We start from the raw sequence: 20,938 nt of genomic DNA on the forward strand, positions 1-20,938 counted from the left end.
CGACAGAACGCTCGCGAGTATCAGACTCTGGAAACTGGCGGGATATCAGCGGACATGGTCGTTCATGCCACTGTCGGCTGAGCCGTGGCGGATGACACGATCCTTCGCGACCACGCAGCCTCCAAGAAGGGAGACATCGGCATATGTCTGCCGTCACCTCAATCCCCGCCGCCCCCAACGCCGTCGCCCTGGCCCACTTCGCCGCCCGACTGGCCGTCGAGACGGACGTCTCGGACGTGGCGGCCGATCTCGCCGCGAAGGTCTCCGTGATCGTGGTCGTCGACTCGCGCAGCCGGGAGAGCTGGGACCAGGGCCACGTCGCGGGCGCCGTACACCTCCCCACGGCGGAGATCGCGGCGAAGGCGCCCGGCCTGGTGCCGAAGGAGGCAACGGTCGTCACCTACTGCTGGGGGCCCGGCTGCAACGGCGCCACCCGCGCGGCCCTGGAGTTCGCGAAGCTGGGCTACCGGGTCAAGGAGATGATCGGCGGCTTCGAGTACTGGGCCAGGGAGGGCTTCCCCGTGGAGACTGCCTCCGGCGTCACGCGGCGTCCGGTGGACGCCCTCACGGCCCCGGTCTCCGGTGCCGCCTGCGCCTGCTGACGCCCGCCCCGCGCGCCCTGCCGTGACGGATGCGAACGATGGGCCGTCGCCGACCGGAAGGTCGGGGATCTTGGCGATTACAAGACATGTCAGGATCTCGCCAACCCGCGATGGGCTCATGACCGGCCCGTTCATGCCACATTGAGTCGGCTAATTTATCGCAATTGTGGAGGACGACCGATGCGGTCTGAGCGATGGCGGCCGGTTCGGCGGTGGGCGGTGGTGGCGACCGCACTGATGGTGAGCGTGAGCCCCGCGGTGGGGGTGCGGGCCGACACAGTGCCCGCGCCCCTGCGGGCCCTGGTGGAGCCGGGTTACGACGTCACGTTGATCACGGGTGACAAGGTGCATGTCACGGTCGACCCGGACGGCAAGCAGCGGGCGAGCGTGACCACCCGCCAGGGCGAACAGGCATCGGCCGGGTTCCGCATGGTGGAGCGCGGTGGGGAGATCTCCGTGCTGCCCTCCGACGTGGAGGCGCTGATCCCGGAGAAGCTCGATCCCGCGCTGTTCAACGTGACAGCGCTGGCCGGCCAGGGCTACACCGACCAGCAGACCGGGTCGCTGCCGCTCATCGTCCAGTACGGGAAGGGCGCCGCGCCCCTGGCCGGCCTGACGACCGCGGGCCGGCTGGAGAGCATCGGCGCGAGCGCGGTCACGCTCGCGAAGAAGGACGCCGCCACGTTCGCGGCCGGCCTGGTGACCCCCAAGGGCCTGGCCGCGGGAGTGAGCAAGATCTGGCTGGACCGCAGGATCACTTCGCGGCGGAGCGAGGACGCGCCGGCGACCGGGCAGGCGACGGCGCCCACCAGCCGGGAGACGGCGCCCACCAGTCAGGAGACGGCGCCGACCGGGCTGGAGACCGCGCAGACGGGCCAGGAGGCCGCGCCGGAAGGCGGGCAGGTGGCGACGCCGACCAGTTCGGAGCAAGCGCAGGGCGGCCAGGAGGCGCCGCCGGGCGGGGCGGGCGACGGCACCGGCACCACCGTCGCCGTCCTCGACGGCGGCATCGATGCCACGCACCCCGACCTGGCGGGCAAGGTCGTCGCCACCCGCGACTTCACCCCCGAGGGCGACGGCGTCGACCGGACCGGCAGCGGCACGGCCATCGCCGGCGTCATCGCGGGCAGCGGCGCCGCCTCGGGCGGCGCGTACAAGGGCGTGTCCCCTGGAGCGCGGCTGCTCAACGGCAAGATCCTGGACGCCGACGGCAACGGTCTGGTCTCGTGGGCCATCCGGGCCATGGAGTGGGCGTCGGGCGAGGCGCACGCCGACGTCGTGACGATGACCGCGAGCGTCGCCGACCAGGGCGGCCCGATGACCGACGCGGTCAACGAGCTGTCCGCCACGAACGGGACGCTGTTCGTCATCTCCGCGGGCAACCACGGCTGCGAGGCCTGTGTGACCAGCCCCGCGGACTCCCCGGCCGCGCTCACCGTCGGCGCCCTGGACGACCAGGGCGCGCCGGCCGCCTTCTCGGGGTACGGGCCGGTGGGCCTGCACCGGGCGGTCAAGCCCGAGATCAGCGCCCTCGGCGTCGGCGTGGTCTCGACCCGGGCCGGTGGCACGCAGGCGGGCGAGCCCGTCGACGACCGCTACGGGCGGTACTCCAGCACCGGCCTGGCGATGGCGTACGTCGCGGGTACCGCCGCCCTGGTGCGCCAGGCCAGGCCGGGCATCACCGGCGCCGAGCTCAGGTCCGCTCTCGTGGGCGGCTCGGCGGCCCTGCCCGACGTGCCCGTGGACAGGGCAGGGGCCGGCCGGGCGGACGTCCGGGGCGCGCTGGCGAGCACGGTGCTCGCGGGTGACGCCGCGCTCGACTTCGGGCTCTCGACGGCCGGCAGCGGCGCCCCGGTGACGCGCACCGTCACCTACCGCAACCCCGCCGCCGAGCCGGTCACTCTCGCGCTCGCCGCGGGCGCCCCCTTCACGCTGTCGGCGACCGAGCTCACGCTGCCCGCCGGCGGTAAGGGCCAGGTGGACGTGACGCTCGATCCCGCCAGGACGCCCGCCGGCTGGGTCCGTGCCGAGCTGACCGCGACCTCGGCCGGGGGCGGCGCGCTGCGCACGCTGCTGACCGGGAACGTCGAGGTCCAGCGCGTCAAGCTGCAAGTGTCCGCGATCGCGCGGGACGGCCGCCCGGCGAGCATCCTCCCTAGCGTGGTCAACGTGGAGAACGGCGAACTCTACGGCCGCGAACTGCCGCACGATCCCGACAGGTACTGCGAGGAGGGCTCCTGGTCGTGCTGGCTCGTCGCGCCGGGCACGTACTCGGTCCTCGGCGTCGTCACCACCCTGCGGCCCGAGTTCGACGGCACCTGGGGCGGGCGCGGAGACGTCGTCAACCTGAGCTTCGTCGGAAACCCGCAGATGGAGGTCGCCAAGGACACCGAGGTCGTCCTCGACGCACGCAAGGCGGTGGCGGTGCGGATCGAGACGCCCGACCACGTCACCAGGCGCAACAGGGGTGCCGCCGTCAAGATCGTCTACACCCGCCAGCCAGAGAACGGCCCCCGCTACAGCGAGACCGAGGTGTACCCCGGCCGCACCGAGGAGAGCTTCTACCTGCAGCCGACCGCCAAGGCGACCAAGGGGGAGTTCGCCGTGGCCACCCGGTGGCGGCTGGAGGCGCCGGTGATCACGATGCGGGCGCCCGGCATCGAGCTCGATCCCAAGTACCCCGACCCGGTGTTCTTCAGCAACAGGTCCACGCAGTTCCCCCGCCTGGACGGCACCGCGTCGCTGACCGTCGTCGACGCCGGTGACGGCGGAGCCGACGCGCTGAAGGGCCGCGACCTGCGCGGCGAGCTCGCCCTGATCCATCGCCCGGCGGGTGTCCCGGTGTCCACCCTCGCCAACGCCGCGGGCGCGGCGGGCGCCCGCATGGTGGCGATCTACGGTGACCCCTACGTGGACTGGCACGAGACCCAGCTGACCGTCCCCACCGTGATGCTCACGGAGCAGGAGGGCGCCCGGCTGGCCGAGCGGGTCAGCGACCGGCCCGTCAAGGTGGCCGCCAAGGGAGTCGTGGCCAGCCCGTACGTCTACGACCTCTATCTGATCGAGAAGGGCCAGGTCAGGAAGCACCCCACGTACATGGCTCGCACCCGCTCGCTGGCGCGTGTCGACACCGCCTTCCACACCCAGCTGGCGGACGACGTCGCGATGTCGGAGACCAGGTACGGGTGGCTGCCCTGGGAGACCTCGTCCCTGGACATCAGCAGGCCGATGCCCAAGGCGCCGCGCGAGCGGACCGACTACGTCTCTCCGGGCCCGGAGGTGGAATGGAGCGCCGCGGCCGACGTGCCGGAGCGGAGTTACAACGCCATCATCCCCGAGGAGGAGCAGGGGATCATGTCGGTCGCCGGCGCGAGGCGCGGCTACCAGGCGGGCGAGCGGGTCACGCGCAGCTATTTCAAGCAACCGGTGGCGCCCGGGTTCCCCGTGGACTCGCCGACGACCCGGCAGGGCGACGTGCTCAGTGTCGAGATGCGCGCCTTCGTGGACGGGCAGGGCAACGTCGGGAGCACGGCGACCGACCTGTTCGAGCACGGCTTCACCTCGGATTGGCGTATCTACCGGGGCGACGAGCTGATCGCCGGGACCGCTCTGGGCGGCTCCGGGCGGGTGTTGCTGCCGCCCGAGCGGGCCGGCTACCGGATCGAGTACGCGGTCGAGAACCACTCGACGTGGGCGCGCCTGTCCACCAGGACCAGGACGGTGTGGACGTTCGACTCCGAGCACGTCGACGGTGACCCGCTGGTGCTGCCGCTGCTGGCCGTCTCCTACGACGCCCCCGTGGACCTGCGCAACCGCGCCTCCTCCACCAGGCTCGGCCTGACCGTCGCCCATCAGCCCGGCGCGGAGCAGAGCGCGATCAAGGAGGTCACGCTCGAGACGTCGTCCGACGACGGCAGGACCTGGCGTCCCGCCCGTCGGCTGCGCCACATGGGTCAGGGCGCGTACGAGGCCACCATCGAACGGCCTTCGTCGGGTCTGGTGTCGCTGCGGGTCACGGCGTCGGACACCGCGGGCGCCACGGTGACCCAGGAGGTGATCCGGGCGTACGCGATGCGCTGACGGGCGCGGGCGTTCCTCCCGTGGGAGGGGCGCCGGCTTCCCGCCTCCGGCGCCTCCGCCGGAACCCGGCTCCACGGGCCCCACGTGCCCCAGGGAGACACGCGGGCGATGATCGGGCATCCACGGCGCGGGCGGGCCGCCGTCGCGGCTCTGCGGCCGTCACGGGAGCTCGGCCGGGAAAGCGGTCGCCGCCGGAATGATTGGCGCCCCCGTCCGAATCCCGTCGATCGGGGGCGTTCGAGAACATACCCCCTTCCACGCTCGTCAACCAACGACTTCACAAGAGTCAATGCGCTAGTTCGTAAAGATGACATCGGTTGTCAATGCCACAGTCTTCCTCAGGCCATGACAAACCACCCAGCCGTCCCACAGGGCGCCGTGGCGGCGCTCGGCCACGTGCGGGTCAGCGGGCGTCACCCTGGAGGTGCCCGGCCACGTGCGGCGGGTGGGGCCCGCCGTGCGCAGCCGTACGAGATGGGTCGCCGCGGCCCGGGAGCCCGCCGCCAGAGGGCGACGGACCCCGGCGGGACGCGGTGCTCAGCGCGGCCCCAGCTTCTCCACGATGAGCCGGTAGAGCTGGCGGGGCCGCCCCGGCTGCGGGGTGCGGTTCGGCGGGAGCGGCCACGCGAGTCCCTCGTCAACCAACGTGCGCAGCAACCGCCGTGCCGTGCGGGGGGTCACGCCGAGCATCTTGCCCGCCCCCTCCGCGTCCACCACCGTGTCCCCGCCCTCCAGCTTGGCCGCCAGCCGGGCCAGCACCTCCACGCCCTTGGGCTTGAGCGCGCCGACCCCGGGCGGCGGCATGCGCGGGGCCGGGATGAGCGCCCGCCCCTCGCGGTCCACCGCGAAGCCCTGCGCCTGCTTGCCGGCCTGCGTGCGGGCCAGCGCCGCCCGCGCGTGCGACTCCGCGTCGTGCGTCGTACGCCCCATGCCCACGCCGACCTCGACCGCCAGCCCCAGCTCGTCCCTGATCCTGGCCGCGAACGGCAGCACCCTGAACCCGTCCGTCGCCGCCGCGATCGAGCCCCTGGTCGCGATCACCAGGTAGCTGTGGTCGTCGATCGGCCAGACGCTGGCGTTCATCCGGTTCGCCTCCTGGACCAGGAGGCGGTGCAGCGACAGCCGCAGCTCGTCGCGCCAGTAGCGGGGCGCGGCGCGGCGTACGGGCTCGCGCAGCGTCGGCACCTCCACCAGCACCACGGTCAGCTGCGACTCCTCCAGCCGGTGGTGCGCCCCCAGCAGGGCGGCCGTGTGCAGCGCCGTCCGGACCGCGCCCGAGGTGGGCCTGATCCTGATGGCCGGCACGCCCGCCGTGTGGAGGCGTTCGGCCACCGCGGGCAGGCACGTCAGCGCTCCCGAGGTGGCGCCCTGCCTGAGCAGCCGTTCGTGGTAGGCCGCGATCGTGCCGGTCGCGCCCGGCTCGTCGCGGCTGTGCACGTCCGTGGCGGGGATGCCGAGGTCGGTGTAAGCCTCCTCGACGTCGGCCCTGCTGATCACGTCGATGCTGACCCGTTGAGGGTCGATGCGGGTGTCGAGCGCGGCCTTGGCCAGCGCCGCCACCAGTGCTGCTCCGCCGAGTTGCACGTACGTCGCGGGCATCGTCAGCACACCCGAACGCCTGGCCAGGTCATAGGGGACCGGGCTGGCGAACAGGCACGCGTCGACCCCGGGACCGAGCCGCGTCACCTTGTCCGGTGCCTCCTGCTCGTCGCGGTAAGCGGCGGCGACCAGGCGGCACGGCAGTGGAGCCGCGGCGTGACCCATCAGCATGACGCGCTCGACCAGGTCGTGCGGTCCGACCACGCCGATGGTGAGGTCCGGTGTCATAGCGCCCGGGCGTGACACTCGGGGAGTTTCTTCGGCCCTATCGACCAATGTTCGTCCCATCCTGCCGTCCGTTGCGGTGCTCTCTTTTGGAACGATCGCTCGCGGGGGCCGTAATGTCACGCCCGACTTTTCCGGAAAGCCGTTGAGGTTGACCCCGCGACAAGATGTCCGGGCAGCTCAACGGCGTTTTTCCGGCGTTTTTTAGTGTTCTGAAATCTCTCGTGTAATGTCCGCGCCGAGCGCGCGCATTCGGGCGGCGAGATGCGCGTGGCCGCGGTCGATGAGGTATCCGGAGTCGATCACCGTCTCGCCCTCGGCGGCGAGCCCGGCGAGCACCAGGGCGATGCCGGAGCGCAGATCGTGGGCGGTCACCTGGGTGCCGGTCAGTGGCGTGCTGCCGCGCACGATCGCCCGGCTGCCCTCGACCTCGACGTTCGCGCCCATCTTGTTGAGCTCGCCGGCCAGGGCGAACCTGCCGTCGAAGATGCGCTCGTGGATGTAGCTGGTGCCGTCGGCGAGCGCGGCGACGGTCATCATGGGGGACTGCAGGTCGGTGGCGAAGCCCGGGTAGGTGTCGGTGATGATGTTGATCGGCCGCAGCGGGCCCTCGCACCGCACGTGGAGGACGGCGCCCTGGCGGGCGAACTCGACGCCCATCTGCTCCAGCTTGTAGCGCACGACGCCGAGGTCGAGCCCCGTGCCGACCAGGCTCAGCTCGCCCCCGGTGATGGCGGCGGCCATCGCGAACACGCCGGCGTCCAGCCGGTCGGGCATCACCGTGTGCTCGACGGCGTGCAGTTCCTCCACGCCCTCCACGGTGATGAACCCCGTGCCGCCGCCGCTGATGCGCGCGCCCATCTTGGTGAGCATGTCGATGACGTCGAGCACCTCGGGCTCCAGGGCCGCGTTCTCGATCACGGTGGTGCCCCGGGCGAGGGCGGCGGCCATGATGAGGTTCTCGGTGCCGGTGTGCGACGGGGTGTCGAGGTAGAGGGTCGCGCCGGTCAGGCCCGAGGCCTTGACGTGGATGACGGTCTCGCCCTCGTCGACGACCGCGCCCAGCCGCTTGTAGCCGAGGTAGTGGAAGTCGAGGTTGCGGCTGCCGAGGTTGCAGCCGCCGACGCCCTCGACGATGGCCTCGCCCAGCCGGTGGAGCAGCGCGGGGGTGAACAGCACGGAGCCGCGGAAGCGCCGGGCGATCTCCGCGGGCAGTCGCGCGCTGGTCAGCCTGGAGGCGTCGATGACCAGCGTGCGCTCGGACTCGTGCAGCTCGACGTACGCGCCGACCGACTCGGCCAGCTCGACCGCGCGGCGGACGTCCTCGATGATCGGCACGTTGCGCAGGACGGTGCGGCCCCTGGCGGCGAGCAGAGCCGCACCGATCATGGGAAGCACGGCGTTCTTCGCGCCCTGGATGAACGCGGTTCCACGCAGTGCGTTGCCACCGCGCACGCGGTAACGGACCATTCGTGCGGCTCCTTGAAATCAACGGTGAGGCTCGATCGGGCCAACAGTAGTCGCTAAGACCACATGACCCAGCCGAATCATCCGTTAAAGGAAGCCCCCGTGACGCGCTCATATGCTTCCAGGTATCGCTGCCTGGTGCGTTCGACCACGTCGTCAGGAAGAGGCGGTGGGGGGTTTCCGGAGGATTTGTCCCATCCTGATTCGGGCGATAGTAGCCAATCGCGTACAAATTGCTTGTCAAATGATGCCTGCGTGCGGCCCGGCTGCCACTGATCGGCCGGCCAGAACCGCGACGAGTCGGGCGTCAGCACCTCGTCACCCAGCGTCAGCACCCCGTCGGAGTCCCAGCCGAGCTCGATCTTGGTGTCGGCCACGATGATGCCCCGCTCGCGGGCGATCTCCGCGCCGCGCGCGTAGACGGCGAGGGTGATCCGGCGCAGCTCCTCGGCGACCTCCTCGCCCACCTCCCGCACGACCTGCTCGTACGAGATCGGCTCGTCGTGCTGCCCCACGGGCGCCTTGGTGGACGGGGTGAAGATCGGCTCGGGCAGCCTGGAGCCGTCCTCCAGGCCGCCGGGCAGGGCGATGCCCGAGACCGTGCCGTCCGCGCGGTACTCGTTGAGCCCGCCGCCCGTCAGGTAGCCGCGCGCCACGCACTCGACCGGCACCATCCGCAGCGGCCTGCACAGCACGCTGCGGGAGTCGTCGCCGGGCGCCACGACGTGGTTGGGCACGACGTCCTTGAGCTGGTCGAACCACCACAGCGACATCTGCGTGAGAATGGCCCCCTTGTCGGGGATCTCGGGCGTCAGCACGTGGTCGAAGGCCGACAACCGGTCGGAGGCGACCATCAGCAGCAGGCCCTCGTCGGTCTCGTAGAGGTCGCGTACCTTGCCGGAGTGCACGTGCTTCATGGCGCGATGTCCGTCCGGTGGAAGGAGCCGCGCAGCTCGATCCGGCCGACGAGGTCGTAGGCCGCCTGCCGCGCGCTCGCCTGGTCGGGCCCGTGGCCGACCACGCTGAGCACCCGCCCGCCGTCGGAGACGATCTCGTCGCCCACCCGCCTGGTGCCGGCGTGGAGCGCGTACGCGTGCCCCGTCTCCTGGAGCCCCTTGATCGCGTCGCCCTTGACCGGCGACTCCGGGTAGTTCTCGGACGCGATCACGACGCACACCGCCGAGCCGTCCTTGAACACGGGATCCAGGCCGAGCTCCCCGGTCGCGCAGGCCATCAGCAGCCCGCCGAGCGGCGTCTCCAGCCGGTCGAGCAGCACCTGCGTCTCCGGGTCGCCGAAGCGCGCGTTGAACTCGACGACCTTCGGCCCCTTCTCCGTCAGCGCCAGCCCGACGTAGAGCACGCCCTGGTACGGCAGCCCGCGCCGCGACAGCTCGCCGATCGTCGGGTGCACGACCTCCCGCATGACCTGCTCGGTGAGCCCCACCGGCGCCCAGGGGAGCGGCGTGTAGGCGCCCATGCCGCCGGTGTTGGGGCCCTGGTCGCCGTCGTGGGCCCGCTTGAAGTCCTGGGCGAGCTGGAGCGGCACGGCGGTGCTCCCGTCGCACAGCGCGAACAGCGACACCTCCGGCCCGTCCAGGAACTCCTCGACGACCACGCGCTCGCACGCGCGCGCGTGGGCCAGAGCCTTGTCCCTGTCGCCGGTGACGACCACGCCCTTGCCCGCCGCGAGCCCGTCGTCCTTGACCACGTAGGGGGCGCCGAACTCGTCGAGCGCGGCGGCGGCCTCCTCCTCGGTCACGCATGACCTGGACCGCGCGGTCGGCACGTCGGCGGCCCGCATGACCTCCTTGGCGAAGGTCTTGGAGCCCTCGATCATGGCCGCGTCGCGCGACGGCCCGAAGCAGGCGATGCCCGCCTCGCGCACCGCGTCGGCCACCCCCGCCACGAGCGGCGCCTCGGGCCCCACCACCACGAGATCGGCACGCAGCCGCCCGGCCAGCTCGGCCACCTGCCCGGAGTCGAGCGGATCGACGGGATGGACGGTCGCGACCTGCTCGATGCCCGGGTTGCCGGGAGCGCAGTGGAGCTCGCTGACCTGGGGGTCGAGCTTGAGTGAACGGCACAGGGCGTGCTCACGCCCGCCGGAGCCAATGACTAGTACGCGCACGCGGTCCATTGTCGCAGGCCCGCCGCCCCGCACACGCTGGGGTGCGGGGGCACGCCAATCGCCGGAACGAGGACCAGAACTTTGTGGAGTTCTACCTGAGCCGGGGGCGTCCTGGCGAGTATCGTCAAAGAAGTTCACCCGCCTGTGGTAAGTTAGGGCGGCTTTGCGGCGTCCCGCGATGATTGGAGGTGGTCCGGGATGAATCCTGGTGATCCCAGCAGTACGTGCTCGTCCACGTACATCCTGAATACCCCCGACCACTCCAATCCGGCAGCCTGATCGTGCCTCCGCGCATTCTGTGAGGTGACCTTTCGTCGCGCGTGGAGCGTGCCAGGTCGGGCGGAAAGGGACTGCCATGCGCTCGTCCACGCTTTTCCGTCGCATCAACCGTCACCCCGTCCGTACGAGCACCGCGCTCCAGCTGGCCCCGCCGGTGCCTGAGCCCTGCGTGCCCCCTGGCGACTCCATCGTCGAGTACGGCGCCTACGTCCGGGGCGAGAAGATCGTCACCTCCGGCATCGTCGAGGCGCTCGACCTCGTACGCGAGCACAACACGAGCAGCGACGGCGGCGCCAACGCGTTCGTCTGGGTGGGCCTGCACGAGCCGGAGGCCCCCGAGGTGGACTGGCTCTCGGAGGTGTTCGGGCTGCACCCGCTGGCCGTCGAGGACGCCGTCAAGGCCCACCAGCGCCCCAAGGTCGAGCGGTACGGCGAGTCGCTGTTCATGGTGCTCAAGACCATCGCCTACCTCGACCACGACCAGCTGACCGACAACAGCGAGATCATCGCCACCGGCGAGATCATGGTGTTCCTCGGCGCGGACTTCGTGGTGACGGTGCGCCACGGCGAGCACTGCCCGCTCACCCTGGTCCGCGAGCGCCTCGAGGATCAGCCCAAGCTGATGAACCGCGGCCCGGCCGGCGTCCTGCACGCCATCTCCGACCACGTGGTCGACCAGTACCTCCAGGTCGCCGACCTCATGCAGCTGGAGCTGGAGGAGGTCGAGGCGACGGTCTTCGCCGACGTCAGCTCCCGCGACATCAACCGGATCTACCAGCTCAAGCGGGAGATGCTGGAGATGAAGCGGGCCGTCACCCCGCTGCTGTCCCCCCTGTCCGCGCTGCCGCAGCGCCGGGTCGTCCCCTCCGAGATGCGCGAATACTTCCGCGACGTCGGCGACCACCTCTCTCGGGTCTGTGAGCAGGTCGAGTCCTCCAACGAGCTGTGCAGCTCCATCCTCCAGGCCGCCCTGGCCCGCTCGAACGCCCTGGCCAACGAGGACATGCGCAAGATCTCGTCCTGGGTCGCCATCCTGGCGGTGCCCACGATGATCGCCGGCATCTACGGCATGAACTTCGACTTCATGCCGGAGACCAAGCAGGTCTGGGGCTACCCGGCGGTCCTGGCCGTCATGGTCACGGCCTGCGTCCTCCTGCACCGGGGCTTCCGAAGGAACGGCTGGCTCTAGCCTGCCGGGGTGGCTCTACACCCCCACGGGCTTGAGCGGCCCGACGGGCTCCGGCAGCTCCAGCCCCCGCTCGCGCCAGAGCGCCCGCATCCGGTCGGGATAGTCGGTGACGACCCCGGCCACCCCCAGATCCAGCATCCGCGCCGCCAGCCCGGCCTCGTTGACGGTCCAGACCGCCACGTCGAGCCCGGCGGCGCGCGCCTGCGCCATCAACGCCTCGTCCACCATCGCGTGCTCGGGCGAGAGCGTGGTGGCTCCGGCGTCGCGCGCGGCGGCCGGGATGTCGTCGCCCAGGCCGTCGTGCCAGTGCAGGGTGTCCAGCTCGATCAGCGCGAAGCGCCGGGTGCCCGGGGCGAGCCCGGCGGCGTGGGACAGGATGCGCCAGTCGAAGCTCAGGATGGCCGCGTTGCCGAGCCTGCCGTGCCGGTCGAGCTCCTCGACGACCAGCTCGGTGAACAGCTCGGGGTCGGACGTCAGCTCCGGCCTGGTGGGGTCGGACTTCAGCTCGACGTGCAGCCGCACGCCCTCCGCGTCGTAGGCGTTCACCAGCCCCAGCACCGCGCCGAGCGTCGGCATCCTGGTCTCGGGCATGGCGACCTGCGTCAGCGCGAACGGGTCGTTCGGATGGCGCGGCAGGCGCACGCCCACGTCGAGCGTGCGCAGCTGCGCCAGCGTGAGGGCGTTGACGGGCTTGCCGACGTACGGGAAGAGCGGATCGCCCGCCGTGATCGGCCGCCGGTCGGCACTCGTCACGGCCGAGACCGTGAGGTCGTGTGTGAGCACGAGGCGGCGATCGGCGGTGAGGGCGACGTCGAGCTCGAGCGCGTGGACGCCGAGCTCCATCGTGCGGCTCATTCCCGGCAGGGTGTTCTCCGGCCAGAGGCCCCGCGCTCCCCGGTGACCATGTATCTCAACGCGCACAACGGGGACCCTACCCGGCTGGGGGCACGACAGGGCGGTGCCACGCCGTGTCCTTTTTATCCTGCTACGCCCCCGTAAGTCATAGGAGGCAGACCATAAGCTGGAGACCATGACGGAGGTTCTCAAAACTGCCCATCCCGCAACAGTTCGGGCCTGGGTGGACGGCTGGGTGATCTCCCGCAACGCCCCCCGCCCCGTACGCGAGCCATGGGGCCTGCGGGTGGACGTGGGCCTGCCCGGCCACCTGTCCCGCCACATCGTGGCCGCCCCGACCCCCGAGATCCTCCACCACCTGACGGGCGTCCTCACCACGCCCGGCACCTGGCTCAAGCTCTGCGCCGCCGCCCCCGCCGTGGCCCCTTCACTGCCGGAGCGGTGGGCCGTCCAGGATCCCGAGTACATGATGACGGCGCCGCTGACCCGGCACGCGCCCGACGTCCCCGCCGGCTACACGCTGGCCGTCACGACCCGGGCCGGCGTCACGGCCGCCCGCCTGCTGACGGCGGCGGGAGAGGTCGCCGCCAGGGGCCAGGTCGCGCCGGCGGGCCGCACGGCCGTCGTGGACCAGGTCGAGACGGCCGCCGGCCACCGCCGCCGCGGGCTCGGCACGGCGGTCGTGCGCACGCTGATGAGCACGGCGGCGTCGATGGGAGCGCGCACGGGCCTGCTGGTGGCCACGGCTGAGGGCCAGGCGCTGTACGAGACGCTCGGCTGGACCCTCCACACCCCCATGACGGCCGCCGTACTGACCGGCTGAGCTCATGGTCAGGTGTCGACCGGGGTGGTCACGGCTCCAGACAGCAGAAGAGGAAGCAACCGGTCGCGAAGCGCCGCTCTGCCTGAGCAGGCTGACGCGCGAACCGCCGTCTCGAGAGCCTCTTCGCTGTACTCGACAAGTACACGCGGAGATCTTCCGTCGTAAGCGTACTGGCCTACGAAAACTGTCAACCCCTCTGGGGATGGGGAGATGCCACCCCCAGAGGTTCGTCTCAGACGAGCGGGCGCACCACGACGGTCTGGTCGCGGCCCGGGCCGACGCCGATGGCCGAGATCGGGGCGCCGCTCATCTCCTCCAGCGCCCGCACGTACGCCTGCGCGTTGGGCGGCAGGTCGTCGAAGGACTTCGCGCTCGTGATGTCCTCCTGCCAGCCCGGCAGCTCCTCGTAGACCGGCACCGCGTGGTGGAACTCGGTCTGCGTCATCGGGATCTCGTCGTGCCGCACCCCGTCGACGTCGTAGGCGACGCACACCGGGATGCGCTCGAGACCCGAGAGCACGTCGAGCTTGGTGAGGAAGTAGTCGGTGATGCCGTTGATGCGGGTGGCGTAGCGGGCGATGACCGCGTCGAACCAGCCGCAGCGCCGGTTGCGGCCCGTGGTGACGCCGTACTCGCCGCCGGTCGTGCGCAGCCAGTCGCCCATCTCGTCGGTGAGCTCGGTCGGGAAGGGGCCGGAGCCGACGCGGGTGGTGTACGCCTTGAGGATGCCGATGATCTTGGTGAGGCGGTTCGGCGGGATGCCGGCGCCGGCGCAGGCGCCGCCCGAGGTGGGCGAGGACGACGTGACGAACGGGTACGTGCCGTGGTCGATGTCCAGCAGCGTGCCCTGGCCGCCCTCCAGCAGCACGAACTTGTCCTCGTCGAGCGCCTTCGACAGCACCAGCGAGGTGTCGGCGATGTGCGGCTTGAGGCGTTCGGCGTAGGCCAGATACTCGTCCAGCACGGCCGCGGGCTCGATGCCGCGCCGGTTGTAGACCTTGGTCAGCACCTGGTTCTTCTCGGTCAGGGCGACCTCGATCTTCTTCGCCAGGATGCCGGGGTCCAGCAGGTCCTGGACGCGCACGCCCATGCGGGCGATCTTGTCGCCGTACGCCGGGCCGATGCCGCGCCCCGTGGTGCCGATCCTGGCCTTGCCGAGGTAGCGCTCGGTGACCTTGTCGAGCGCCTTGTGGTGGGGCATGATCAGGTGCGCGTTCGAGGAGATCAGCAGCCGCTCGGCGGAGATGCCGCGCTCGGCCAGCCCGTCGATCTCGCTCAGCAGCACGCCGGGGTCGATGACCACGCCGTTGCCGATCACCGGCACCACCTCGGGCGACAGGATGCCCGTGGGCAGGAGGTGGAGCGCGTACTTCTGGTCCCCGATGACCACGGTGTGTCCCGCGTTGTTGCCACCCTGATAGCGGACGACGTAGTCGACGTCGCCACCGAGCAGGTCGGTGGCCTTGCCCTTGCCCTCATCGCCCCACTGGGCGCCAACGAGAACGGCAGCCGGCATGGTTGTGTCTCCCGTGCACAAAACGAAAACCCCTGGCGCAAGCGCGACAGGGGCTCTTGCGTAGAGAGACTACCCGAACGTGCCTATTCGTCCCAAGACAACGAGCCCTAACCCTTGGTGAGCGCCGTGTAACCGGTCTCCGAGCTGTCCTTGAGGAACTGCAGGCACCGCTCCGCCTCGTCCTTCTCGCCGATCGCCTGGGCGGCCCTGAACAGGGCGTACAGGCAGCGCAGGAAGCCGCGGTTGGGCTCGTGCTCCCACGGCACCGGCCCGTGGCCCTTCCAGCCGCTGCGGCGCAGCTGGTCGAGCCCGCGATGGTAGCCCGTACGGGCGAAGGCGTAGGAGGTGACGGCGTGGCCCTGCGCGAAGTACTCCTCCGCGAGCGCGGCCCAGGCCGCCGGATAGGCGGGGAAACGGGCGGCCACGTCGGCGGCCTTGGCGCCGGATTCGAGCGCCTCCCTGGCCTCGGGCAGGTCCGGCAGGTGAGTCGGGGGCGGCCCGGCGAGAAGGTTATCCATAGGACAAGTCATACCCGCCGGGCCACCGAAGTGGCTAGGAGATCTTCGTCCCACTCGACTTGAGGTTCTCGCACGCCTCCACGACGCGCGCGGCCATCCCCGCCTCGGCGGCCTTGCCGTACGCGCGGGGGTCGTACGTCTTCTTGTTGCCGACGTCGCCGTCGACCTTGAGCACGCCGTCGTAGTTGCGGAACATGTGGTCCGCGATCGGCCTGGTGAAGGCGTACTGCGTGTCGGTGTCGACGTTCATCTTGACTACGCCGTACGAGATGGCCTCGTGGATCTCCTCCAGCAGCGAGCCGGAGCCGCCGTGGAAGACCAGGTCGAACGGCTTGTCCTTGCCGTACTTGGCGCCGACCGCGTCCTGGATCTCCTTCAGCACGCTCGGCCGCAGCTTGACGTGGCCCGGCTTGTAGACGCCGTGCACGTTGCCGAACGTCGCGGCCAGCATGTAGCGGCCCTTCTCGCCCAGGCCGACGGCCTCGGCGGTGGCCAGCGCGTCCTCGGGAGTCGTGTAGAGCTTCTCGTTGATCTCGCCGACGACGCCGTCCTCCTCGCCGCCGACGACGCCGATCTCCATCTCCATGATGACCCGCGCCCTGCCGCACTTCTCGACGAGCTCCTTGGCGATCTCCAGGTTCTCGTCGAGCGGCACGGCCGAGCCGTCCCACATGTGCGACTGGAACAGCGGGTCGAGGCCCTTGGCCACCCGCTCCAGGGAGATGTCGAGCAGTGGCCGCATGTAGCCGTCGAGCTTGTCCTTCGGGCAGTGGTCGGTGTGGAGCGCCACCGTGACGGGATATTTCGCGGCCACCACCCTCGCGTACTCGGCCAGCGCCGTCGCGCCCGTCACCATGTCCTTGACCGTGGCGCCGGAGAGGAACTCCGCGCCTCCGGTGGAGACCTGGATGATGCCGTCGCTCTCGGCCTCCGCGAAGCCGCGGAGAGCGGCGTTCAACGTCTGCGACGACGTCACATTGATCGCCGGGTAGGCGAATCCGCCGGCCTTGGCCCGGTCGAGCATCTCAGCGTAGACCTCTGGAGTCGCAATAGGCATGATTCATCTCCCTGAGAAGTTACGGCTTCGCGCCAGGCCCCAGTATCTCGGCTCCCTACCCACTGTGGTAGTGACAACGCACCCATACCTTTCCCAGGTAGGCTCTCGGCGTGGATTGGCTCTGGAATCTCCTCGACCCGACGTGGTGGCTGACCGTGTTGGGGGCTTTCGCGACGATCGGTGTTCTCGCGATCATCTTCGCCGAAACCGGTCTGCTGCTCGGGTTCTTCCTGCCGGGCGACTCACTGCTGGTGGCCGCGGGGATTTTCAGCTCGGCCGCGGTGGCTCAGGGAATGGGCATCGAACCGCTCTCCATGCCCGTGCTCCTGATCGGCACGCCGCTGTGCGCCATCGCGGGCGCCCAGCTCGGCCATTTCCTCGGCGTGCGTTTCGGCCGCAAACTCTTCGACAAACCCGACTCGCGGCTGTTCAAGCGGGAGCACGTCCTCCGGGCCGAGGAGTTCTTCGAGAAGTTCGGCCCCGCGCGGGCGGTGATCCTGGCCAGGTTCGTGCCGATCGTGCGCACGTTCATGAATCCCGTCGCGGGCGTGCTGGAGATGCCCGCCAAGCGCTTCCTCCTGTGGAACTCTGTCGGCGGCGTCGTCTGGGTCGAGAGCATGCTGCTGCTCGGCCACTTCCTCGGCAGCAAGGTCGATCCCGAGCAGATCGACAAGTACATCCTGCCGGGCGTCTTCGTCATCGTGCTGATCTCGCTGATCCCGATCATCGTCGAGGTGGTCAAGAAGCGCAGGGAGCGCAGGAACATGCCCTCGCCCAACGGCAAGCACCACCGCGTGCCCACCCGCACCGACAGTCAGCGCTGACCCGAAAACCGGGGGCTGCCCGGGGTACGCTGCGGACTGTGGGACGCCACAGGTCAGATCCGATGGGCGCCGCCAGGCTGACGGTCGCCGTGCTCGCCGCGGGCGCCGTGGTGACGCTCCTGGTCATCGGCGCCCGCGCGCTCGTCGGGTCGCTGGGCGCGGCGGCCGAGCGCGACCGCACCTCCGCCGCCACGGCCGCCCCCGCCACGGAGATCGCCACGGAGGTCGCGACGCAGGCCACCGTACGCGTGCCGACCGTGCGCATCGAGTGCGTGGCCGAGACGTGCCCCATCGTGACGGTGCGGGTGCCGGGTGGCGACGTGCTGCAGTATCGCGAGATGAGCCGCGGCGAGGAGGTCAGCTACTACGAGCCGGAGCTCGACGTGGTGCTGAGTGACGCGGGCACGGTCCGCGTCACCGCGAACGGCGAGGCCCGGCCGCGGGGCGAGGCCGGCGAGCGCGAGGCCTTCACCGTCAAGAGCCCCGACTGAAGCCCTCTGGCCCCGACCGAAGCCGCCCGGCCCCGCCCGAAGCTGACTGGCGCCGGCCAGGCCGACCGGAGCCGACCGGAGCCGATTGGGCCGACCGGGCCGGCTAGAGTCCCAGGTCGTCGAGGGTGAAGACCGAGCGGTATTCCAGACCCTCGCCGGTGATGCGCTCCCTGGCGCCCCGGTCGACGATCGTCGCCACCGCCACCACCTCGGCGCCCGCCTCGCGCAGCGCCTCCACGGCCGTCAGCGGCGAGGCGCCGGTCGTGGAGGTGTCCTCGACGGCCAGCACGCGCCGGCCCTTCACCTCGGGCCCCTCGATCCTGCGCTGCATGCCGTGCTGCTTCTGCGCCTTGCGCACCACGAAGGCGTCGAGCGTGCGCCCGCGCGCCGCCGCCGCGTGCAGCATCGCGCCCGCCACCGGGTCGGCCCCGAGCGTGAGCCCGCCCACCGCGTCGAACTCCAGGTCCGCCGTCAGGTCGAGCAGCACCCTGCCGACGAGGGGCGCGGCCACGCCGTCCAGCGTGATGCGGCGCAGGTCGAGGTAGAAGTCGGCCTCCATGCCGGAGGAGAGGGTGACCTTGCCGTGGACGACGGCCTTGCTCTTGATCTCGGCCAGCAGGTTGTCGCGATCCGTCATGCGTCCAAGCTTATGGTCCTGATCAGAGGGACCCGCCCGGGTACCCGCCGAAGGTAAAGGCGCGGGCGCGGTTTAGCCGGGACGGTGACTGCGGAATGATTGCGCGAGGCAACCCCGCGTAATCGTGAGGTCACTATGGGTTCCGAATCGCCGCAAAGCGACGCAGAGCTTCTTCAGGCGGTCAGAGAGGGCGACGCGACCGCCTACGGGCGGCTCCACGAGCGCCACGTCGCCGCCGCCCGAGCGCTGGCCAGGCAGCTCGTACGCCGGGCCGAGGTCGACGACGTCGTCGCGGAGTCGTTCACGAAGATCCTCGACCTGGTCGGCAGGGGCGGCGGGCCGGAGTCCGGCTTCCGCACCTACCTCCTGACCGTGGTGCGCCGCACGGTCCACGACCGCTCCAGGATCGAGAGCCACCAGGTGACCACGGGCGAGGTCGAGGACTACGACCCGGGGGTGCCGTTCGTCGATCCGTCGCTGGTCGGCCTGGAGAGGTCGCTGATCGCGCGGGCGTTCCTGTCGCTGCCCGAGCGGTGGCGGGCGGTCCTGTGGCACATCGAGGTCGAGCGCTGCCGGCCCGCCGAGGTGGCGCCGCTGCTCGGCCTGTCCGCCAACGGCGTGGCCGCGCTCGCGTACCGGGCTCGCGAGGGGCTGCGGCAGGCGTACCTCCAGATGCACCTGGGCTCGCCGCCCCGCCACGACTGCCGCCCCGTGCTCGGCAAGATGGGCGCGTACGTCCGGGGCGGGCTGGCCAGGCGCGACGCCAAGGATTTCGAGGAGCACGTGCGCGGCTGCGAGGAGTGCAACGGCGTCCTGCTGGAGCTGAGCGACGTCAACCGCGGGCTGCGCGTCATGGTCGGGCCGCTGATCGCGGGGCCGCTCTTCGGCGGCTACGCGGCGGCGCTGGCCAAGTCCGCCGCGGTGACCGGCGGCGCGGGCGGGGTGCTGCGGGCGCTCCGGCTCGTGCGCCGCGCGCCCCTGCACCAGCAGGCCGTGCTGGCGGGCGGCCTGGCCGTGGCGATGGCCGTGACCGCCGGGCTACTGCTGGTCTCCGACGAGAAGCCGATCAGGAAGCCCGTCGCCGCACCCCTGCCCGAGCGGCCGGCGTCGGTGCGGCCGGTGCCGGCGCCGCTGTCGAGCGAGGAGCCCACCCGGGTGCCGCCCCCCTCCCCGACAGCACGGCCGGCCCGCCCGCGGCTGCGGGCCACGATCGACGCGCTCGGCTCGCTCGTACGCGCCCGGCCCGGCATCGTCGGCCTGCGGCTGCGCAACTACGGGGATGCCGCCAGCGATCGTCTGACCGCCCTCGTCGACCTGCCGGCGGGCGTGACACTCATCCCGCCCGCGCGGCCCGACCGGCACGACGACCTCGCGGGCACCGTTGACGGATGGTCGTGCCGCGCGTCCGGCGGCGACGCGCGGTGCGCCAGGGCGGCGCTCGGGGCGGGGCAGCGCACGGCGCTGTTCCTGCGGGTGCGGGTGTCCGGCGACGCCGAGGAGGGCGCGACGCCGGCCGCCCGGGTCGACGCGGGTTCGCTGCACGTCAAGGCCAGGGCCGAGCACGGCGTACGGCTCGCCGGGGCGCCCGCCAGGTTCGCCACCGAGGGAAAGGTGGCCGTCCGGGCGATCGGCAACTCGCTGCTGAGCTGCCCGGACGAGCTCCCGGGCTGCCCGGAGGCCAGGCGGCGCGAGGGCGGCCGGCGCGACAACGACCTCTGGCCGATGACCGCGCTCGACCGCGACGACGACCCCGGCACCGGAGCCTCCAGCGGGGCCGCGCTGGCCCTGCCGAAGGGCGGCAAGGTCGTGTGGGCCGGCCTCTACTGGTCCGCGAGCACCGCGACGGCCGGCCCCATCCGGCTCCGGCCGCCCGGGCGGCGCGACTACGTGACGGTCGAGCCGGTCGAGGTGGCCGTGCGCGAGCTGCCGCAGGGCCCCGTCTACCAGTCTTACGCCGACGTCAGCGAGCTGGTCGCCGCCGCCCCCCGCAGGAACGGCATGTGGTGGGCGGCCGACCCGGCGCTGGAGGAGGGGGTGTCCCGGCATGCCGGGTGGAGCCTGGTGCTGGTCGTCACGGATCCGGCGCAGCCGTACAACCAGGCCGTGGTGATCGACGCGGCCACCGTGGTCGGCGGCGAGGCACCGCGGGTGCGCTTCCCGCTCGACGGGCTGAGCCCGGCCACCTCGCCCGCCAGGGTCGAGCTGGTGACGTGGGAGGGGGACGCCGACCTCGAAGGCGACAAGGTCGCGGTCGGGACCGGAGCCATCACCCCCGCGAGCGGCGATCGGAATGTCGCGAACGTCTTCGACGAGTCGGCGACCGGAGCGGACGAGATGACGTTCGGGATCGATGTCGACACGATGAGCGCCAGGCTCGGGGCCGACCCCGGGCTCACGATCGCCACGGACAAGGACGTCATCCTGTTCGGGGCGGCCGCGCTGAGTGTGCGTGCGCGCTCGTGACCATAATCCGGACAAACTGCTACGGTCTAGCTGATCGGTCTTGTGCGCCGGCGGGTGAAGGCCGAATCGTCGGGATTAACCCCCGAGCGATCACCTGCTTTCATTACCCTGAGAGAGGGCCGCCGAGTCCGGTCTCTGACGGTGCAGAGCCAGCAAGGTCGGACCACCAGGAAAGGGGCGGGGCT

16 protein-coding genes are annotated in these 20,938 nt (G+C 71.2%); 7 read left to right on the forward strand and 9 right to left on the reverse strand.

Features of this window, described 5'->3' with window-relative positions; translation table 11 throughout:
• The first annotated feature begins 143 nt into the window (after positions 1–143).
• A complete protein-coding gene (locus tag FH608_RS35490; protein WP_139634762.1) occupies positions 144–602 on the forward strand; it encodes a rhodanese-like domain-containing protein in 459 nt (152 codons plus the stop codon).
• Between the two features lie 180 nt (positions 603–782).
• Positions 783–4,682: a S8 family peptidase gene (locus tag FH608_RS35495; RefSeq protein WP_139634763.1), complete on the forward strand. Its 3,900-nt coding sequence runs from the start codon at positions 783–785 to the stop codon at positions 4,680–4,682.
• Positions 4,683–5,219: 537 nt separating this feature from the next.
• On the opposite strand, the gene FH608_RS35500 is transcribed toward FH608_RS35495, so the two are convergent.
• The 4 genes from FH608_RS35500 to purD all read right to left on the reverse strand — a co-directional run bounded on the left by FH608_RS35500 (position 5,220) and on the right by purD (position 10,101).
• On the reverse strand, positions 5,220–6,509 hold the full coding sequence (locus tag FH608_RS35500) for a GTP cyclohydrolase IIa (protein ID WP_139634764.1): 1,290 nt from the start codon (positions 6,507–6,509) through the stop codon (positions 5,220–5,222).
• Between the two features lie 201 nt (positions 6,510–6,710).
• On the reverse strand, positions 6,711–7,976 hold the full coding sequence (gene murA / locus FH608_RS35505) for a UDP-N-acetylglucosamine 1-carboxyvinyltransferase (RefSeq protein WP_139634765.1): 1,266 nt from the start codon (positions 7,974–7,976) through the stop codon (positions 6,711–6,713).
• 77 nt (positions 7,977–8,053) lie between these two features.
• A complete protein-coding gene (locus FH608_RS35510; protein WP_139634766.1) occupies positions 8,054–8,890 on the reverse strand; it encodes a phosphoribosylaminoimidazolesuccinocarboxamide synthase in 837 nt (278 codons plus the stop codon).
• A complete protein-coding gene (gene purD, locus FH608_RS35515; protein ID WP_139634767.1) occupies positions 8,887–10,101 on the reverse strand; it encodes a phosphoribosylamine--glycine ligase in 1,215 nt (404 codons plus the stop codon). The genes FH608_RS35510 and purD overlap by 4 nt, the downstream gene beginning before the upstream one ends.
• A 355-nt stretch (positions 10,102–10,456) precedes the next feature.
• Between purD and corA the strand changes: the two genes are divergently transcribed.
• Complete coding sequence (gene corA / locus FH608_RS35520) at positions 10,457–11,569, forward strand: magnesium/cobalt transporter CorA (protein ID WP_193318810.1); 1,113 nt, start codon at positions 10,457–10,459, stop codon at positions 11,567–11,569.
• A 15-nt stretch (positions 11,570–11,584) separates the two neighbouring features.
• On the opposite strand, the gene FH608_RS35525 is transcribed toward corA, so the two are convergent.
• Positions 11,585–12,490: a glycerophosphodiester phosphodiesterase family protein gene (locus tag FH608_RS35525; RefSeq protein ID WP_139634768.1), complete on the reverse strand. Its 906-nt coding sequence runs from the start codon at positions 12,488–12,490 to the stop codon at positions 11,585–11,587.
• 109 nt (positions 12,491–12,599) lie between these two features.
• Between FH608_RS35525 and FH608_RS35530 the strand changes: the two genes are divergently transcribed.
• Entirely contained in the window at positions 12,600–13,247 is a 648-nt protein-coding gene (locus FH608_RS35530; RefSeq protein WP_226900183.1) for a GNAT family N-acetyltransferase, read from the forward strand.
• Positions 13,248–13,479: 232 nt separating this feature from the next.
• Here FH608_RS35530 and FH608_RS35535 read toward each other — a convergent pair whose 3' ends face one another.
• The 3 genes from FH608_RS35535 to fbaA all read right to left on the reverse strand — a co-directional run bounded on the left by FH608_RS35535 (position 13,480) and on the right by fbaA (position 16,338).
• Positions 13,480–14,763, reverse strand: coding sequence for an adenylosuccinate synthase (locus FH608_RS35535; RefSeq protein ID WP_139634769.1), 1,284 nt, complete (start codon positions 14,761–14,763; stop codon positions 13,480–13,482).
• A 107-nt stretch (positions 14,764–14,870) separates the two neighbouring features.
• The gene (locus FH608_RS35540) at positions 14,871–15,281 is read right to left on the reverse strand and encodes a DUF3151 domain-containing protein (protein ID WP_139634770.1); all 411 of its coding nucleotides are present in this window, start codon (positions 15,279–15,281) and stop codon (positions 14,871–14,873) included.
• Positions 15,282–15,315: 34 nt separating this feature from the next.
• Positions 15,316–16,338, reverse strand: a complete 1,023-nt coding sequence (fbaA, locus tag FH608_RS35545) for a class II fructose-bisphosphate aldolase (protein WP_139634771.1) — start codon at positions 16,336–16,338, stop codon at positions 15,316–15,318.
• 110 nt (positions 16,339–16,448) lie between these two features.
• On the opposite strand from fbaA, the gene FH608_RS35550 reads away from it, so the two are divergent.
• The gene (locus FH608_RS35550; RefSeq protein ID WP_139634772.1) at positions 16,449–17,162 is read left to right on the forward strand and encodes a DedA family protein; all 714 of its coding nucleotides are present in this window, start codon (positions 16,449–16,451) and stop codon (positions 17,160–17,162) included.
• 38 nt (positions 17,163–17,200) lie between these two features.
• Positions 17,201–17,653 carry a hypothetical protein gene (locus FH608_RS35555; RefSeq protein ID WP_139634773.1) on the forward strand — a complete coding sequence of 151 codons (453 nt, stop codon included), beginning with the start codon at positions 17,201–17,203 and terminating at the stop codon, positions 17,651–17,653.
• A gap of 103 nt (positions 17,654–17,756) precedes the next feature.
• On the opposite strand, the gene pyrE is transcribed toward FH608_RS35555, so the two are convergent.
• Positions 17,757–18,290: an orotate phosphoribosyltransferase gene (gene pyrE / locus FH608_RS35560; protein ID WP_139634774.1), complete on the reverse strand. Its 534-nt coding sequence runs from the start codon at positions 18,288–18,290 to the stop codon at positions 17,757–17,759.
• A gap of 135 nt (positions 18,291–18,425) precedes the next feature.
• On the opposite strand from pyrE, the gene FH608_RS35565 reads away from it, so the two are divergent.
• A complete protein-coding gene (locus FH608_RS35565; protein ID WP_139634775.1) occupies positions 18,426–20,753 on the forward strand; it encodes a sigma-70 family RNA polymerase sigma factor in 2,328 nt (775 codons plus the stop codon).
• Positions 20,754–20,938 lie beyond the last annotated feature (185 nt).

It is taken from the genome of Nonomuraea phyllanthi (assembly GCF_006334985.2).
GTDB lineage: Bacteria > Actinomycetota > Actinomycetes > Streptosporangiales > Streptosporangiaceae > Nonomuraea > Nonomuraea phyllanthi.